We start from the raw sequence: 14401 nt of genomic DNA on the forward strand, positions 1-14401 counted from the left end.
GCGACGCCGTGCACAGGGGCGCTGCCGGGGGCGGGGAGGACGCGGCGGGCGGGGAGGACGTCGGCGCGGGGTCAGGTTCCGACATCGGCGACGTGTGTGTGATCGGGGCCGGGTTCAGCGGCCTGGCCGTCGGCCGGGCGCTGCGTGGGCGCGGTATCCCGTTCACCCTCGTCGATCGGGGTGAGGGGGTGGGTGGTGTGTGGCACGTTCCGGCGGGGGAGCGGGCCGGGCCGACGCCCGGATACCGGTCGCTGCACCTGAACACGTCGCGGGACGCCACCGGCTTCGCCGGATTCCCGATGCCGAGGTCGTTTCCGCGATTCCCGCGACACACCGAGGTGGCCGCGTACTTGGACGACTTCGCGCGGGCCCACGATTTCCGGCGCAACATCGAATTGCGGACCGAGGTCCTCGCCGTTCGACCCTGTGCGGGCGGCTCGCGCACGGGCGCCGCCCCCGGCCCGGTGCGGGTTCCGGCCGGCGGTCGCCGCGACGGGCGGGAGGGGAGCACGCGCGGGGAGCGTGCGAGGGAGGGGAACGCGTGGGAGGTGATCAGCCGGAACCATCTCGGCGTCGTTGCGTGTCGACGGTTTCGCCACCTCGTGGTGGCGGCCGGGAACCACTGGACGCCCCGGCTGCCCGAGCCGGGGATCGCCGGCAGCGAGACGTTCTCCGGCGAGACCGTGCATGCCGTGGACTACGCGGACGCGGGCAGGTTCGCCGGCCGACGCGTGGTGGTGTTGGGCGCCGGGAACTCCGCGTGCGACATCGCGGTGAACCTGTCCCACACGGCGGCGCTGACGATCCTGGCGATGCGGCGCGGGATCCATGTCGCGCCGAAGACGATCATGGGTGTGCCGGTCGACGAGATCGCCGGGAGCGCGTGGTGGACGCGGTTGCCGCTGCGCGTCCAGCAGGGCCTGGCCGACCTGACGCTGCGGATCGTCCGGGGGCCGCTCGCCGCGTACGGCCTTCCCGAGCCGGACCATCGCGTCTTCGCCGGGCCCCTGACGATCTCGGAGGACCTGCTGCCGCGCCTGAGCCACGGCGCGATCGTGGTGAAGCCCATGATCGAGAGATTCACCGCCGACACCGCGCACTTCGCGGACGGCACGCACGTGCGCGTCGACGCGGTGGTGTACTGCACGGGCTATCGGATGTCGCTCCCGTTCGTGCCGCGTGACGCGCTGTTCTCGGACGCGGGGCAGGTGGCGCTCTACCACCGTGTGGTGTCGCCGTCCTACGCCGGCCTGTACTTCGCCGGCCTGGTCCGGGGCGTGATCCGGCCGGTTCGGGCGCTGACCCGGCTGTTCGAGGCCCAGGCCGAGTGGATCGCCGACCTCGTCGACGGCACGGCCGTGCTGCCCGCCGCGGGGGAGATGGCCGCCGAGATCGCCGCACACCTCGCCGTGACCCGCCGCCACGGCACGGCGGCCGAGGACTCGGTGCGCGTCGACGTGGCGGACCACCTCCGCGCGCTTCGCCGGGAACGCGGGGCCGGGAGCAAACGCACGCCGATCCGCCCAGGGCGACCGACCGACACCGGGCCGAGTCGCGCGCCGGTGTGACGCGCGGCCGGTCGGGTGTCGATGCCCCCCGCGTTCCTCTCGGTGATCGCGGCCCCGATCGTGGGGCGCGGGTTCGAGGCGCAGCATGGAAGGCAGGTGCCCGACCGGCGCGTGGACCGAGAGGGTTCCGTGGAAGTAGGGAGCTTCGAGGATGGACGCACACGAGCCGCCCCGGGGGGACGAGGGACGGGACCGGGCGGTGCCGTCGCCGCCGGGTGGATTGCTCGACCTGCTCAACGTGGCCGCGATCGTGTTGGACGGCGAGGGCAGGATCGTGTTCTGGAGCCCGCAGGCCGGGGAGGTGTTCGGCTATACGGCCCAGGAGGCCCTGGGGCGGTACGCGGCCCACGTGCTGGTCCACAAGGAGCACGCGGACCTGGTGGTCAAGCTGTTCGCCGAGGTGATGAGCACCGGCGCGAGTTGGGCCGGCGCGTTCCCCATCCGGCACAAGGACGGCAGTACGCGCCTGGTCGAGTTCCGCAACATGCGGCTGCTGGACGATGTCGGTGACGTCTACGCGCTGGGTATCGCCGCCGATCAGACGATGTTGCGGCGGGTGGAGACCGATCTCGCGCTGACCGAGCGGCTGGTGTCGCAGGCTCCCATCGGCATCGCCCTGCTGGACAACGACCTGCGCTACCTGCTGGTCAACCCGGCCCTGGAACGCATCAACGGCATCGCGGCGGCGGACCACATCGGCCGCCGTCCCGGCGACATCCTGCCCGGGCTCGACATCGACACCGTCGAGTCCGCGCTGCTCCAGGTACGGCTCACGGGCACGCCTTTGATCGACCAGCACATCGTCGGCCGTACCGCGGCGGATCCGGAGCACGATCACGCGTGGTCGGTGTCCTACTACCGACTCGAAGGTGCCAGGGGTCGGGTGATCGGTGTGGCCGTCTCGGTCGTCGACGTCAGCGAACGCCACCGGGCGACGACCGAGGCGGACCGGGCCCGGCGCCGGCTGGCGGTGATCGCCGATGCCTCCGTCCGGGTCGGCACCACGTTGGAGGTGGACCGGACCGCCCAGGAACTGGCCGACGTCGCCGTGCCCGGCCTGGCCGACGTGGCCGCGGTCGACCTGCTCGACGCCGTCCTGGCCTTCCGCCGCACCACCGCCTCGCCCGATCGGGGCCCGGAGCTGTTTCGGGCGCTCGCCGTGGCGGCCGCGTACCCCACGCCCGCCACCGCCGCCGTCAAGGCCGGGGACCTCGCCGCCTACGGCGCGGACCGGCTGATCACCCGGTGCGTCCACACCGGGCAACCCGTCGTCCTCGCCCACGTCGGCGCCGAGGACCTGCGGCGGATCGCCCCCGACGCCGACGGCGCGACCGCGTTCGCCCTCGCCGGCGTGCACTCCTACCTGGCCGTGCCCCTGATCGCCCACAACGAGGTCCTCGGCGCCTTCGACCTGCTGCGCGCGCGCAACCCGTTGCCGTTCGACGAGGACGACGTGCTCCTGGCCGGGGAACTGGCGGCCCGCGCCGCCGTGGCCATCGACAACGCCCGCTGGCACCAGAGCGTCCGCAACGCCGCCGAGACCCTGCAACGCAGCCTCCTGCCGGGCCGCCCGCCCCGGCTCACCGGCCTGGACGTCGCCTCCCGCTACCAACCCGCGCAGGCAACCAGCGAAGTCGGCGGCGACTGGTACGACATCATCCCCCTGACCGGCGACAAGACCGCCCTGGTGGTCGGCGACGTCATGGGCAACGGCATCGACGCCGCCGCCACGATGGGCCGGCTGCGCACCGCCACATGCGCCTTCGCCGACCTCGACCTCGCCCCCGACGAGATCCTGCGCCACCTCGACAAGATCACGCAGGGACTCGAGCACTACATCGCGACCTGCATCTACGTGGTCTTCGACCCTCACGACCACCGCTGCCGCATAGCGAACGCCGGACACCTGCCGCCCGTCCTCGCCGCGACCGGACACACACCCGAACTGCTCGACCTGCCCACCGGGGTGCCCCTGGGCGTCGGCGGCGTCACCTTCCACACCACCGCCTTCGACCTGCATCCGGGCGACCGGCTCGTCCTCTACACCGACGGCCTCGTCGAAACCCGCCACCACTCCATCGACGACCGCCTGAACACACTGCTGCACACCCTGGACGGACCCCGCAAGCCACTGGAAGACACCTGCAACTGGCTCCTGCACTCCCTGCGACACCCCGACGACCACGACGACGTCGCCCTTCTCATCGCCGAAGCCACCTCCACGACCACCGGCCCGCACACCCCGTGACACGAGGGATCGGCGCGACGGCCACGGATACCGAGGGGGCGGGCCGAAGTCGCCGATGCCGCCGTTCGGGTCGGGGGTGCGCAGGTGCCGGAGGCGTCATGCCTGCGGTTCGGACCGAGGGGTGAGCAGGACGATCGGGATCGTGCGGTCGGTCTTTCGCGCATAGTCGTCGTAGAGGGGGAAGATCTGCGCCATCCGGGTCCACAGGTGCTCGCGCTCGGCCGGGGACGCGACCCGGGCTCGGGCGGTGAATCGGTGGGTGCCGGCCTGTACCCCGACGCTCGGGTCGGCGAGGAGATTCCCGAACCATGCCGGGTTTTCGTCGGCACCGCCCTTGGAGGCGACGACGACGAAGTCCTCGCCCGACCTGCCGTAGATCAGGCAGTTGCGGCGCGGCAGGCCGGTCCTGCGTCCGGTCGTGGCGAGCACGAGCACGTGCACGCCGTTGTTCTCGTGTCCCTCGGTGCCGCCCGAGGCCAGGTAGGCGCGGGTCTGCTCGGCGACCCAGTCCCACTGCGAGTCGGTGGCGCGGTCGAGGTCTTCGGCGACGGCCATGTCGGCGGTTCCTTCCGGGTGTGTGACGTGTGGGGTGTGCGCGGTGGTCCGGGGTGGTGTCGAGGCGAGGGGGTCGGGGAGACCCGAGCGCGATCGCCTCGAGGTCGTCGTCGGCGGCGACGCCGGACGTGGGCCGGCCGTTCGATCGCCATGCCGGCCTCCTCGATGCGGGTGCGGCCACCGTGGCCGCGTCCTGCCCTGGGAACGGAGCCGGCCGGCCGTTCTCGACATCCTCCGCCGATATTTTTCGAGAATCTTCGGACCGAAGCCGTCGAGTGTCGGCGTCGATGCCAAGGTGGTCGAGATCGCGGCGAAGGGAGCGCATCAATCGCCCGGTTGCCCTGGCCGGCCGGCTCCACCCGCAGCACCGGCAGGCACTCGCCGCGTCGGTGCCCGCGCTCCTCGAACCGGCCCACCACCCCACCAGCCCACAACCCCAGAGAAGCGACGACACCGCCTTCGCTACCCGGTAAGGAACCACGCCATGACCACGACGCACGGCTTCCCCCTGGAGCCCGCCCCGATCCACGTGTCCGACAAGGTCCTCGACGACCTGCGCGCCCGTCTCGCCTCGACCCGTCCGCCGCTGGACGAGGGGAACGAGGACTGGTCCTACGGCGTCCCGGACAGCTACCTCCGTGAGCTGGTCGCCTACTGGCGGCACGGCTACGACTGGCGCAAGGCCGAGGCCGCCATCAACGCCCACGAGCACTACCGGGCGGACGTCGCCGGTGTCCCGGTGCACTTCATGCGCAAGCCCGGCTGCGGCCCTCGTCCGATCCCGTTGATCCTCACCCACGGCTGGCCGTGGACGTTCTGGCACTGGTCGAAGGTGATCGACCCGCTCGCCGACCCGGCCGCGTTCGGCGGTGACCCCGCCGACGCGTTCGACGTCATCGTGCCGTCCCTGCCCGGCTTCGGTTTCCCCGGCCCGCTCACCGGCTTCGCGGACGTCAACTTCTGGAAGGTCGCCGACCTCTGGCACACCCTGATGACCGAGACCCTGGGATACCGCAAGTACGCCGCCGGGGGCTGCGACATCGGCGGGATCGTCTCCAGCCAGCTCGGCCACAAGTACGCCGACGAGCTGTACGGCATCCACATCGGCTCCGGGCTGCCGCTGGACTTCTTCACCGGCCACCGCGCCTGGGACTTCGCCCGGAACCGGCCGCTCACCGACGACCAGCCCGCCGACGTCCGCGCCCGCATCGTCGAGCTGGACCACCGCTGGGCGCCCCACCTCGCCGTGCACATGCTCGACGGCGCGACCCTGGCCCACGGGCTGAGCGATTCCCCCGCCGGACTGCTCGCCTGGCTGCTGGAGCGGTGGAACGCCTGGAGCGACAACGGCGGCGACGTCGAGTCCGTCTTCACCAGGGACGACCTGCTCACCCACGCCACGATCTACTGGGTGAACAACTCCATCGCCACCTCGATGCGTTACTACGCCAACGCCAACCGTTACCCCTGGACCCCCGCCCACGACCGTACCCCGGTCGTGCAGGCCCCGGTCGGGCTCACCTTCGTCACGTACGAGAACCCGCCCGGCATCCACACCGCCGACGAGCGCGTCCGGGCATTCGAGACCGGCCCGCAAGCCGATTGGTTCAACCATGTCAACGTCAACGCCCACGACCACGGCGGCCACTTCATCCCCTGGGAGAACCCCGACGCCTGGGTGAGCGACCTGCGCCGCACCTTCCACGGCCGCAGGCCCTGAACGAGCCCGCGTGGTCAAAACGGTGCGATGCCGGTGCCGGTGATGTGGGCGTGGTGGTCCAGGATGCGGTCGACGGTGAATGAGGCGGCGCGTTGGCCGACGCGCAGGAGGCGGGTCGTGGCGGAGGCGACGCGGTTCATGTCGACGGTGGGATCGTCGGTCCACACGCGTCCGTGCCAGCTTCCGGCGGTCTCCAGGCGCAGGTGGGCCTCGACGGGGATGCTCGTGCCGTCGGCGGCGACGATCGCGGGCCCGTCGTAGTGGTCCCGGGCGCGGGAGGCCCCGGTCATGTCCGGTGTCCGCTGATCCGGGTGACGTGCTCCCCGCTCGCGACGACGACGAATCGATGCCCGAGCGCGGTGGGCTCGGTGTCGAGGTGCAGAACACCCTCGGTGCCGGTCTCCAGGACGGGCCCGCCGTCGATGATGGCGCTCCAGGTGCGGGGGAGGGTGTCGCCGTCGATGGGCCAGTCGAACAGATCGGCCGTGACCTCGACGTCCCCCAGACCGGGGACCGTGACGTGGCCGTGTGCCGACATGATCTCCATCCTCCGAGTGTGCGTCGGCCGGCCCGGTCTCGCCGGCGCCGGAACCGGATACGGGGGCGGCTCGCGCGCCTCGGCGGCGAGGACGGCCGGGGCCGGCGAGGCGCGCCGGGGCGGCGTTCTTCGAGGGTGCCGCCGTCCTCGGCGTCGCCGCTCCCCGCTTCCTCGCCGGCGGCGAGCACAGCCCGCCGGGCACGAGTCCGCGCGGCCCGACCCGAACGGCTTCGGCGTTCAGAGCGGTAGCCGGGCGAGGACGGCCGAGGCGACCGCCGCGTCCAGGGCTCCGACGCCGGTGAGGTCGGCGATCGTGATTGCGTCGTCCGGACGGTCGACGGGTTCCTCGAGCAACAGGCCGGCCGCGATGTCGGCGTCCCGGTCGGCGGCCCCGGCGCGGACCGCGTGGCCGAAGTCGCCGTGGTCGAGACATTGGTCGTGGTCGTCGGTGGCGATGAGCCCCGCGCGGTGAAAGAGCGCCGGCGGCAGCTCGTTCTTGTGCGGCATGTCCGTGCCGATGCCGGTCACGTGCGCGCCTTCGCGTACGTGCGCGGCATCCAGGACGGGTGCGGTTGCCGGGGTCGTGGTGACGATCATGTCGGCGGCGGCCGCCTCGCGTGCCGAGGCGGGCCGGGCGGGCAGGCCGTTCGCGTTGAGCTCGTCGCACAGGGCGGTGGCCTTGTGCGGGTTGCGGCCGTGCACCAACACCGTTCCGACCGGGCGGAGTTCGGCCAGCCAGGTGACCTGGAGGCGGGCCTGTTCGCCGGTGCCGAAGACGGCCAGTGTGCCGGCGTCGGCCCGGGCCATGGCGTGGGTGATCAGCGCGCCCGCGGCGGCGGTGCGCCAGGCCGTCAGCAGTCCGCGGTCGTCCAGGAGCGCGCGCACCCGTCCGGTGTGGGCGTCGAGCACGCAGACCAGACCGTGGTTCGACGGGAGACCGAGGTCGGGGTTGCCGTAGAAGCCGGTCGCGATCTTGACGGTGAAGTCGGGGGCGCCGAGGATCCGACCGGCCTTGACGTGGCAGTCCCCGTCGGCTTCCGGGAAGTCCATGTGCAGTGGCGGCGGCACGCTGGTGCGGCCCTGGGCGTGCGCGATCAGCGCCTCCCGGACGGTGTCCAGGACCAGCTGCCTGGTGGCGGCCTTCTCGATGGCGGCCGTGTCGAAGACGGGGAGGGTCATCGGCGCGCTCGCATCCACCGGGCGAAGGCGGCCAGTCCTTCCTCCGGGGCGCGGCGGCCGATGCCGATGCGGAACCGGTCGGCGGGGGTGGCGGTGAGTTCGGAGCGGTAGATGCTCGCGGGCAGCAGCAGGACGCCGGCCTCCTCCACCAGGCGGGTGCAGAATTCCTCCACCCCGTCCGCGCCCAGGTATCGGGGGTAGGCGACGCATCCGCCGTCCGGCGCCCGCCACTCGAAGTCGTCCGCGAACTCGGCGAAGAACGCCTCGAAAGCCGGCAGATTGGCTGCGATCAGGGCCCGGTTGCGATCCAGGATCGTCTCGCGGGCCTTCAGCGCGATGCGGGCCAGCACCTCGCCGGGCGCGGAGTTGCAGATGGTGGTGTAGTGCTTGGCCCGCTCCAGGCGCGAGCGCAGCGCGCGGTCGCGGCAGGTGATCCAGCCGATCCGCAGCCCGGGCAACCCCAGGGACTTCGAGGTCACGTTCAAGGACAGTGCCCGCTCGGACAGGTCGGCGGCCTGCGGCAGGGTACGGGCGGGGTCGCGTTCGAGGCCGCGGTAGACCTCGTCGCTGAACAGGCGGACGCCGCGCTCGTCGCACAGGCGGACCAGCGCGGCGAAGTCGGCGGCGTCGACGACCTTGCCGGTGGGGTTGTTGGGGAAGTTCACCGAGACGACCCGGGTGTTCGGCCGGAGGGCCGCCGCCACCTCGTCCAGGTCCAGAGCCCAGTCCCGGTCCGCGTCGAGAGCCACGCCGGTGACCTCGCACAGCGCCAGCGGCACGGTCTCGGCGGCCTGGTAGTTCGGGGTCACCACGACGGCGTGGTCACCCGCGTCGAGCAGCACGTTCATCGCCAGGTAGAGGGCTTCCTCGGCGCCCGCGAAGCAGATGACGTCGTCCGCGTCGACGTGCTCGTGCGTCCGGGCGATCACCTCGCGCAGGGCCGGGTCGCCGAAGGTCTCCGTGTAGCCCAGGGACAGGTTGTCGAAGGCGTCGCGGTCCTCGTCGTCGGCCAGCGCGAGCAACTCGCCGAGTGTCATCGTCTGGGCGTCGGAGGCGGTCAGGTGGTGGCGGGCGGTGAACTCCCAGCGGGAGAAGTACGTTTCCAGGCGGAAGTCGGGCAGCCGGGTCATGTGCGTCAGTCCTTCGTGCTCTGGGCTCGGAGCTCGGCCAGCAGGCCGTAGACGGTGGAGCGGGACACCCGCAGTGTCTCGGCGACGACCGGGGTGGCCCGGCGCACCGCGAACACCCGGGCCTCGTCCAGCCGGCCGAGGACCACCAGGCGGTCCTGGCGGGTCATCCGGTCGACGGGGCGACCCGTTTCGCGAACGTGGCTGCCGACGATGTGCCGGATGCGCTCGGACCAGTCCTGCTCGAACAGGGGCTCGGGACGCCCTACGGTCGGGGCGCCGAAGGCGGACAGGACCGCGGCGGCCCGCTCCAGCGGCGTGCGGTCGAGATTGATGCACAGCACCGCGGACGCCCGGTCCCGCTCGTCCCGCAGGATTGCGCTGACCGAGGACAGCCGGCGGCCGTCCGCGAGCAGTTTCTCGTACGGCCCGTACACGTCCCGCGTCGCCGGGTCCAGCTCGTCCAACTCGCCGAGCAGCGAGGGATCGCCGGCGCGGCGGGAGGTCATCGGATTCCAGATCTCCAGGACCCGGTCGGTCTCCGGGTCGTGCAGGACGACCTCGGCGTACGGGCCGAGCAGCAGCGCGACGGCCCGGCACACGGGTGCCCAGGTTCGCACCCGAGGGTCTCGGCTCTCTTCCACATCCATGACTTGGACTGTACGTCCAATCTGGATACGGAGTCCAGACCCGGGGTGCAAGCGGGACCCGCAGCCTCCGTGCCGTCCGCCCGCCGTCACGCCCAGATATTCATCGGAACGAAGCCCGTGCTGCGGCCCTCGGGATCCAGCAAGTGGCCCATGCGCTTGGCATTGGCAAGTGTCAACCACCGGTCCTCGACGGTGAGTTCGGGGAATCGCTCGGCGAGGTGCGCCTCCAGGCGGCGGGTGTCGGGAATCGAGCGCACCCAGGCGGTGATCAGCAGGCTGTGCCGTGCCGCGATCGCGGCGCACATCCGGACCTCCGCCACCGCGGCGATCGACGCGCCCACGCGGGCCAGATCCGCACTGGGGACGTTCGCCAGATAGTGCACGAACACCGGGAACCCCGAGACGCTGTGCGCGATTTCGCAGCGTGGCACGACGCTGCCCTCGCGAAGCATGCGGGTCACCCGGCGGCGTACGGTCGACTCGCTCATGCCCGTGACCTCGGCCAGTTCGCCGTAACCGAGGCGGCCGTCCGCGCCGAGCGCGACGAGCAGCGGGCGGTCCTCGGGGGCGACGGTCCCGATACCCGCCGGCGGCGTGTCGTCGCCCGGGCGAAGCAGGCTGCGCTGGTGGAGGTCGAGCGAGCGCAGGTCCCAGCGGCTGCCTTCGGTGAACAGGTGGGTGGCGATCATGCTGCGGATGGCGGTGACGCCTTCCTGTGCGCCGATGACCTCGATCGCCAGTCTGGACAGCGCGGTGAGGTCGGCGACCATCACGGTCAGCAGGAGGTCGGTCCCGCCGGACACATGCTCGATGCCCGTGATGCGCGGGTCGAGCCGCAGACGCTCGGTGACCGCGCGCACCTTCGCGGGATGGCAGTCGACCTCGACGTACGCCGAGCAGTTGACCTGCAGGACGAACGGCCCGCCGTAGGCGGTCACCCACGCCAGGCCGCGTGAGCGCAGGCGTTCCCAGCGGCGCGCGACGGTGACGGCGCTCATGCCCAGGGCCTGGCCGACCAGCGTCCACGATGCGCGCGGTGCCGCCTGCAGGGCGTTGACCAGTGCCAAGTCGGTCTCGTCCAGAAGGGTGGGCGGCAGCTCGGCGGTTGGCGCAAGATCGGCGGAATACTTCACCACGAGCCTCCGAGTGACTCTTATCCACAAATTTCCCGGGATCCTATCCGGAAGTTTCATGCTCCAGGGGTTCGCGAAATACGACGACCCCGGGAGCGACCCATGCGCGTCGCAGTGCTTCTGCTGATGGTGCCCGTGACGGCACTGTTGGCGACGGTGTGGCTACCGTTCGTCAACGCTCCGCATATCTGGCTCGGCATGCCGTCGATAATGACCTGGAGCGTGGGCTGGGTGATCGCCCTGACTCCCGCGCTCGGGTACGTCGAGTACCAGCGCACGCGCCGCCGGAACGGGGGCGAGCGATGAGCACGACCCTGGCCGTGTCCGTCGTGGGCATGCTGCTGATCGCCGGGCTCGGCGTGCTCGGCCGCCGCAAGCCGGCCGCCAACCTCGAAGAATGGACGGTCGGCGGGCGCCGCTTCGGTGCGGTGACGACCTGGTTCCTCCAGGCGGGCGAGGTCTACACGACCTTCACCTTCCTCGGCCTCGCCGGCCTGGCATACGCGTCGGGCGTCGGCGTCGTCTACGCGCTGCCGTACCTTCCACTCGCGTACGTCGGCATGTACGTCGTCGCACCGCTGGTGTGGCGGGTCGGCAAGGAGCGCGGCTACCTCACCCAAGGCGATTTCTTCGCCGACCGCTACGGCAGCCGCGCCCTGGGCACGCTGACCGCCGTGCTCGGCGTGGTCTTCCTGCTGCCCTACCTCCAACTCCAGATCACCGGCCTCGGCCTGGTCGTCGAGTTGGCCACCGGCAACAGCGGCTCCGGGACGGCGAGCATGATCGCGGCGTCCGTGCTGATCACCGGCTTCGTACTGTGGTCGGGCATCGGCGGCGTGGCGCGTGCGGCGTACCTGAAGGACGCGCTCATGGTCCTGGTACTCATCGTGCTGGCCATCGCCATTCCCGCGCACTACGTGGGCGGCATCGGCGAGGTCACGCATCGGCTCGCCGACACGCACGCGGCCAAACTCACCGTGCACGACGGGCCGTTCGACCGCACCTGGTTCTTCACCAGCATGGTGACCAGCCTGGTCAGCGTGATGTTCATGACCATGCCGCACGGCTGGCCCGCGGTCCTGTCCGCCAAGGACGAGAAGGCCCTGCGGCAGAACAGCATCTGGATCCCGTTCTACAGCGCCAGCCAGGCGATCCCGATGCTGATCGGGTTCACCGGCATCGTGGTCGCGGGCGCGGCATCCGGCGGCCCCAGCGGCGTACTGCTGCACCTGACCAACGGCGCCATGCCGGACTGGCTCGTCGGCGTCGTGGTCACCGCAGCGGCCGCGTGCGCCGTGGTGCCGTCCGCGGCGATCGTGCTCGGCATGTCGTCGCTGGTCGCCCGGAACATCGTCCGTACCCGCACCGAACGCTCGGGTCTCCTGGTCAACCACACCACCGTCGTCGGCGCCGTCGGTGTGGCGCTGGTCCTGGCCATCAAGCGGCCGGACGCGCTGACGAACCTGCTGCTGCTCACGTACTCCGGCCTCGCGCAGATGGCGCCCGGACTGCTGTTCGCGCTGAACGGCCGCCGCCCGCTCGTCGGCGCGTGGTCGGTGGCGGCCGGGATCCTCTCGGGCGAGGCGGTGGTCATCTGGCTGACGTTCGGCGACAACGGCCACGCCGTGGACACCAACCACGTCAGCGCCGGGCTGATCGGCCTGGGCGTCAATCTCGCCGTCGGCCTCCTCGTCGAAAGCGCTCGGCGCCTGGCCACAGGCACACGGCCGACGCTCGAAGCGCTGCCGCGCCCGACGGAGAAGACGGCCGCGTGAGACCGGCACTGGTCGAGGCCGGATCCGAGGCCGGATCCGAGGCCGGATCCGAGGCCGGAGCCGAGACCGAGATCCAGACCCGGACCGGGCGACACCACACGGAACACACCGACGAATGGCACACACAATGACGACCCGAGGCATCCACGGCAGCACGGCACCCGCTCCGGCGCACGCCCTGTCCCACCCGGACGAACCCACCGCGAGGATCTTCCGGTCCCGCCGCATCATCACCCTCGCCGACCCGGGCGGCGTCACGACCGCCGAACCGGAAGCCATCGCCACCTTCGGGGATCGCATCGTCGCCGTCGGAGACATCGCCGACCTGCGGCGGCGCCTCCCCGGAGCCGAGCTGGTCGACCTCGGCGACGCCGTCGTGGTCCCGGGCCTCAATGACGCGCATTGCCACCCCGCCGGGTTGGCGGACACCCGCATGCGGGTGCCGCTGACGCCGCAGGCGCTGCGGGCCGCCGGCGGATCGGGCCACCCGCTCGCGGAGCGCGTCCGGGCGACCCCGCCCGGAGGCTGGGTGGTGGCCGAGGGGTACGACCCCGACGCCGACTCGCAAGGCCGCCTCGACCGGGCGGCCCTCGACGCGATATCCACCGAACACCCGGTTCTGGTGGTGCACTTCTCGTGCCACATGGCCGTCGCCAACTCGCGCGCCCTGGAACTCGCCGGCTACCGCGACACCGACCCCGATCCCGACGGTGGCACGCTCGGCCGCGAGGCGGACGGTCGGCTCGACGGGTGGATGTACGAGGGCGCGTGGTTCGACCAGTGGTTCCGCCCGAGCGGCGCCCCCGAACTGCTGGGCGAATTCACCCTCGACGACCTGGTTGCGTCGCTCGCCGAAGTGGTCCGTGAGTTCCACGCGGCGGGCATCACCTCCTGGTGCGACGCGTTGGTCTCGCCGCGCGAACTGCGGCTGTACCAGGAGGCCGCGCACCGCGGGGTGCTCACCGCCCGCGTCGGCATGCTCGTCTGGCACCGCTACTTCGCGGACCTGGCGCGGACCGGACTGCGCACCGGTTTCGGCGACGAGCACCTGCGGCTGGTGGGCGTCAAGCTGATGATCGACGGCGCGCTCGCGGGCGGCACCTGCCTGTGCCGCGTTCCCTACCCCAGCCAGACCGGCAGCGACAACGGCATCCAGCTCATGACCGACCGGGAGTTCGCCGACACGGTCCTCGCCGTCCACCGGACCGGCAGCCGTGTCGCCGTGCACGCGAACGGGGACCTGGCCGTCGGCAAGGTTCTGGACGCCATCGAAGCCGCCCGCGCCGAAGTCCCGGCGTACGCGCGGATCAACCACCGCATCGAGCACTGCAGCCTCGTCGACGACAGCCTGGTGGAGCGCATCGTCGCGGCCGGGATCACCCCCGTGCCGTTCGGCTCGTTCGTCCACGACCACGGCGGCAAGTTGCGCGGCTATTACGGCGACGAACGCGCCGCCGCGGCCTGCGGCCACCGCCGCTTCCTCGACGCGGGCATCACCGTGGGCGGCTCCTCCGACCACCCGGCCGGCCCCCTCCCGCCACTGCTGGCGATCCGCACCATGGTCACCCGGCAGACCCGCGACGGCGAAGTCCTCGGCCCGGACCAGCGCATCGGCGCCCGCGAAGCCCTGGCCGTCTACACGACCGGCTCCGCTCACGCCACGGGCGAAGGCCACCTGAAGGGCCGCCTCGCCCCGGGGATGCTCGCGGACTTCACCGTCCTGGGCGAGGACCTGCTGTCCGTCACACCCGAACGGATCGCGGACATCCCGATCCTGTCGACGTGGGTGGGCGCCCGGCGGGTGTGGGGCGCGTAGGCACGCACTTCGGGATGGTGCGGGAACGGGGGCGGCCGGCGCGTGATCCCGGCGGGGTGTGGAGGCTCGACGGGATCGGGCGCCGGCCGCCG

General features: G+C 71.8%; 13 protein-coding genes. 6 read left to right on the forward strand and 7 right to left on the reverse strand.

Translation table 11 applies throughout. The features are described from left to right. The first annotated feature begins 8 nt into the window (after positions 1 to 8). A complete protein-coding gene (locus ACIBM5_RS18320) occupies positions 9 to 1568 on the forward strand; it encodes a flavin-containing monooxygenase (protein WP_396007811.1) in 1560 nt (519 codons plus the stop codon). Between the two features lie 151 nt (positions 1569 to 1719). Continuing rightward, positions 1720 to 3816 (forward strand): SpoIIE family protein phosphatase, encoded by a 2097-nt coding sequence (locus ACIBM5_RS18325; protein WP_396007812.1) that lies wholly within the window; start codon positions 1720 to 1722, stop codon positions 3814 to 3816. Between the two features lie 96 nt (positions 3817 to 3912). On the opposite strand, the gene ACIBM5_RS18330 is transcribed toward ACIBM5_RS18325, so the two are convergent. Continuing rightward, positions 3913 to 4371, reverse strand: a complete 459-nt coding sequence (locus ACIBM5_RS18330) for a nitroreductase family deazaflavin-dependent oxidoreductase (RefSeq protein ID WP_396007813.1) — start codon at positions 4369 to 4371, stop codon at positions 3913 to 3915. Between the two features lie 484 nt (positions 4372 to 4855). Here ACIBM5_RS18330 and ACIBM5_RS18335 point away from each other — a divergent pair, with 484 nt between their 5' ends. Further along, positions 4856 to 6091 carry an epoxide hydrolase family protein gene (locus ACIBM5_RS18335; RefSeq protein WP_396007814.1) on the forward strand — a complete coding sequence of 412 codons (1236 nt, stop codon included), beginning with the start codon at positions 4856 to 4858 and terminating at the stop codon, positions 6089 to 6091. Between the two features lie 14 nt (positions 6092 to 6105). Here the strand turns inward: ACIBM5_RS18335 and ACIBM5_RS18340 are convergent, their stop codons facing one another. The 6 genes from ACIBM5_RS18340 to ACIBM5_RS18365 form a co-directional block, all read right to left on the reverse strand. Further along, on the reverse strand, positions 6106 to 6381 hold the full coding sequence (locus ACIBM5_RS18340) for a DUF4873 domain-containing protein (RefSeq protein ID WP_391583175.1): 276 nt from the start codon (positions 6379 to 6381) through the stop codon (positions 6106 to 6108). Then, positions 6378 to 6638 (reverse strand): hypothetical protein, encoded by a 261-nt coding sequence (locus ACIBM5_RS18345; protein ID WP_391583174.1) that lies wholly within the window; start codon positions 6636 to 6638, stop codon positions 6378 to 6380. The genes ACIBM5_RS18340 and ACIBM5_RS18345 overlap by 4 nt, the downstream gene beginning before the upstream one ends. A 228-nt stretch (positions 6639 to 6866) precedes the next feature. Then, the gene (locus ACIBM5_RS18350; RefSeq protein ID WP_396007815.1) at positions 6867 to 7808 is read right to left on the reverse strand and encodes an ornithine cyclodeaminase family protein; all 942 of its coding nucleotides are present in this window, start codon (positions 7806 to 7808) and stop codon (positions 6867 to 6869) included. Further along, entirely contained in the window at positions 7805 to 8938 is a 1134-nt protein-coding gene (locus ACIBM5_RS18355) for an aminotransferase class I/II-fold pyridoxal phosphate-dependent enzyme (RefSeq protein ID WP_396007816.1), read from the reverse strand. The genes ACIBM5_RS18350 and ACIBM5_RS18355 overlap by 4 nt, the downstream gene beginning before the upstream one ends. A 5-nt stretch (positions 8939 to 8943) precedes the next feature. Further along, positions 8944 to 9585, reverse strand: a complete 642-nt coding sequence (locus ACIBM5_RS18360; RefSeq protein WP_396007817.1) for a transcriptional regulator — start codon at positions 9583 to 9585, stop codon at positions 8944 to 8946. A gap of 86 nt (positions 9586 to 9671) precedes the next feature. Then, the gene (locus ACIBM5_RS18365; protein WP_396007818.1) at positions 9672 to 10718 is read right to left on the reverse strand and encodes an Lrp/AsnC family transcriptional regulator; all 1047 of its coding nucleotides are present in this window, start codon (positions 10716 to 10718) and stop codon (positions 9672 to 9674) included. Positions 10719 to 10820: 102 nt separating this feature from the next. Here ACIBM5_RS18365 and ACIBM5_RS18370 point away from each other — a divergent pair, with 102 nt between their 5' ends. From ACIBM5_RS18370 to ACIBM5_RS18380, 3 genes are all read left to right on the forward strand, one after another. After that, the gene (locus ACIBM5_RS18370) at positions 10821 to 11024 is read left to right on the forward strand and encodes a hypothetical protein (protein ID WP_391583170.1); all 204 of its coding nucleotides are present in this window, start codon (positions 10821 to 10823) and stop codon (positions 11022 to 11024) included. Next, complete coding sequence (locus tag ACIBM5_RS18375; RefSeq protein WP_396007819.1) at positions 11021 to 12493, forward strand: sodium:solute symporter; 1473 nt, start codon at positions 11021 to 11023, stop codon at positions 12491 to 12493. The genes ACIBM5_RS18370 and ACIBM5_RS18375 overlap by 4 nt, the downstream gene beginning before the upstream one ends. A gap of 115 nt (positions 12494 to 12608) precedes the next feature. Next, positions 12609 to 14309 carry an amidohydrolase gene (locus tag ACIBM5_RS18380; RefSeq protein WP_396007820.1) on the forward strand — a complete coding sequence of 567 codons (1701 nt, stop codon included), beginning with the start codon at positions 12609 to 12611 and terminating at the stop codon, positions 14307 to 14309. The last annotated feature ends 92 nt before the right edge of the window (positions 14310 to 14401 follow it).

This window comes from Embleya sp. NPDC050493 (genome assembly GCF_044458105.1).
GTDB lineage: Bacteria > Actinomycetota > Actinomycetes > Streptomycetales > Streptomycetaceae > Embleya.

Excerpts from the sequence above, each read along its gene's own strand:
- ACIBM5_RS18375 (WP_396007819.1), top strand. The coding sequence starts at position 11,021 with ATGAGCACGACCCTGGCCGTGTCCGTCGTGGGCATGCTGCTGATCGCC.
- ACIBM5_RS18350 (WP_396007815.1), bottom strand. The coding sequence starts at position 7,808 with ATGACCCTCCCCGTCTTCGACACGGCCGCCATCGAGAAGGCCGCCACC.
- ACIBM5_RS18370 (WP_391583170.1), top strand. The coding sequence starts at position 10,821 with ATGCGCGTCGCAGTGCTTCTGCTGATGGTGCCCGTGACGGCACTGTTG.
- ACIBM5_RS18360 (WP_396007817.1), bottom strand. The coding sequence starts at position 9,585 with ATGGATGTGGAAGAGAGCCGAGACCCTCGGGTGCGAACCTGGGCACCC.
- ACIBM5_RS18340 (WP_391583175.1), bottom strand. The coding sequence starts at position 6,381 with ATGACCGGGGCCTCCCGCGCCCGGGACCACTACGACGGGCCCGCGATC.
- ACIBM5_RS18325 (WP_396007812.1), top strand. The coding sequence starts at position 1,720 with ATGGACGCACACGAGCCGCCCCGGGGGGACGAGGGACGGGACCGGGCG.
- ACIBM5_RS18380 (WP_396007820.1), top strand. The coding sequence starts at position 12,609 with ATGGCACACACAATGACGACCCGAGGCATCCACGGCAGCACGGCACCC.
- ACIBM5_RS18355 (WP_396007816.1), bottom strand. The coding sequence starts at position 8,938 with ATGACCCGGCTGCCCGACTTCCGCCTGGAAACGTACTTCTCCCGCTGG.
- ACIBM5_RS18330 (WP_396007813.1), bottom strand. The coding sequence starts at position 4,371 with ATGGCCGTCGCCGAAGACCTCGACCGCGCCACCGACTCGCAGTGGGAC.
- ACIBM5_RS18335 (WP_396007814.1), top strand. The coding sequence starts at position 4,856 with ATGACCACGACGCACGGCTTCCCCCTGGAGCCCGCCCCGATCCACGTG.
- ACIBM5_RS18345 (WP_391583174.1), bottom strand. The coding sequence starts at position 6,638 with ATGGAGATCATGTCGGCACACGGCCACGTCACGGTCCCCGGTCTGGGG.